This window comes from Gilliamella sp. Bif1-4, assembly GCF_001690535.1.
GTDB classification, from domain to species: Bacteria; Pseudomonadota; Gammaproteobacteria; order Enterobacterales; family Orbaceae; genus Gilliamella; species Gilliamella bombi.
Genome location: NZ_LZHC01000043.1, coordinates 1 through 2,138 on the forward strand (window position 1 = coordinate 1; position 2,138 = coordinate 2,138).

The window sequence follows — 2,138 nt, forward strand, 5'->3', positions numbered from 1 at the left end:
TGGATAACGCAAGCAAGCCAAAGCGGCTCATTTAAAACAAAAGATAATCGCAGTCCACAAGAACAAGAGTTAATCGCGTTGCGTAAAGAGCTTAAACAACTCCGTATGGAAAACGATATTCTAAAGCAAGCAGCACTGATAATAGGGCGAAAATCGCTATCCTAAAAGCAAATCGACATCGTTATAGCATAACAAAGCTATGTCAATATTTAGGATTATCAAGACATTATGCTTATTATCAGTGTAAATTGAATAGACAAAAATCAGTAGGGCTTTATGCCGATAAAATCGTGACGCTATTTAATCAGAGCTATCAGTCTTATGGTACAAGACGAATTCGTTTTGATTTACAGAAAGAGAATATTTGGGTGTCACGCCGTTACATTGCTCGGGTGATGAAAGCCTTATTGCTGGTATCAAAATACACCGTTAAACGTTATCAATCTCACAATACGGAAGTGAATGAAACCGCCACAGAAAATCACCTGCAACGACAATTTGATGTAGGTGATAAAAAACAAATTGTTGTTGCGGATTTAACGTATATTCAAGTTAAGCAACGTTGGAACTATTTATGTGTTTTAGTGAACTTATCCGATAGGCAAATTGTCGGTTACCATGTTGGTCAACATAAAACAGCAGAGCTTGTTATGTCGGCATTAAGCCAAATTAAACAACCATTATCAAAATTAGATTTATTTCATTCAGACCACGGTAAAGAGTTTGATAATCGGTTATTAGCGGATTGTTTTAAGACATTTAATATCATGCATTCATTAAGCAAGAAAGGGTGTCCATATGACAATGCGGTAGCGGAAGCGACATTTAAAACAATTAAAACGGAATTTGTAAAAGGCCAACGTTTCAACTCAACGGCTGAGTTACAACGCGCTTTTTCGGCTTATGCCTATTGGTATAATCATAAACGATTACATTCTTCGTTAGGCTACTTGCCTCCCGTTGAATTTAAAAAACACTTACCCCTTAATTTTTTTGTTTGAAAATGTGTTGCCATTCCACCATTCCATTCAAATGTTTTTAAATTAATTATAGATTTATTAAAGTGTAAGTAATAAGATTATAAAAGTTATTATAATTCATTCGGTTAAAGTTGTTGTTAAAACGTGTATTTCTAGTCACAGAATTCATTGTTTAAGTTTAATATACACGTAAAAAACTTTATGTGTTCAATAATGTATTTTTTAGTTGCTCTGAAAAGTACACTGTTGATAATAAATTATAGACTAGTATTTAATAGCAAAAACAGGGGCGTTTAGTGCCCCTTTTATAATATTTTCATATAAAATTTATAGTCGATTCCTATCAATTCCTCAACGTGTAGTAAGCACAAATTAATGCTTGTTAAGTACTTCTAAAAAAGGCATGACACTACTGTTTGGCATAAAAATCCGATCATTATTTTTTTCTTTGTCAAGGATAGCCGGATCAATCTCATAACCTAAAAGATTAGAAAGAATATATTTATTCATAAGCCCACTTAAATAACCATTTGGTCCCCGAAACGATTCAATAAATTGGCAATTATATCGCTGATTGGTTGATATAAACATAAAAGGGATTAGAAACTGGTCAATGTTGTCACCTATACCATGCCCCACATTCACAATTTCGCCATGATCCGAAGTATAAATAACGGTATAGTTGTTACTATATTTATTGATAACATCATATAATGCTTTGATTGTACGGTTGGTGTGATGAATAGTTAAATCATATGCTTCGACGTCAGGTAAGGCCAGCTTATCAACTTCATCATAACCTTTTGTATAGGGTTGGTGGCTACCGCGCAAATGCACAAAAATAAATTTTCTTGGAGAATTATCTTTTTGTAGAGTGTCTTCCAATAATTGACTTAAATGGATATCCAAAAGATCTTCACTAAAATTGATAACATCGCTTTTACGCGCAATAAAGCCATATTTAGTATTAAATGTACCTTGAATTCGTTGCCCAGCTGATGCTAACCAATAGGTTTTGTAATGATTGAACTTAGCCATTTCAATAATCGATTTATTATCAAATAAATTATCATTACTTTCGGGCACATTGAATGAAAGCGTCATTGGTATAGAATCCCGGGTTAAAGCAGCTGCTGAGTGGCTATTTGGGATAATACA

1 protein-coding gene and 1 pseudogene are annotated in these 2,138 nt (G+C 33.6%); one reads left to right on the top strand and one right to left on the bottom strand.

Translation table 11 applies throughout. The features are described from left to right. Window positions 1-146 precede the first annotated feature (146 nt). Window positions 147-1,001 (top strand): annotated as a pseudogene (locus tag A9G25_RS06625) (IS3 family transposase); the annotation flags it as partial. Between the two features lie 351 nt (window positions 1,002-1,352). On the opposite strand, the gene A9G25_RS06630 reads toward A9G25_RS06625, so the two are convergent. After that, the coding region (locus A9G25_RS06630; protein ID WP_176701087.1) for a sulfatase-like hydrolase/transferase at window positions 1,353-2,138 on the bottom strand (786 nt) is incomplete at its 5' end.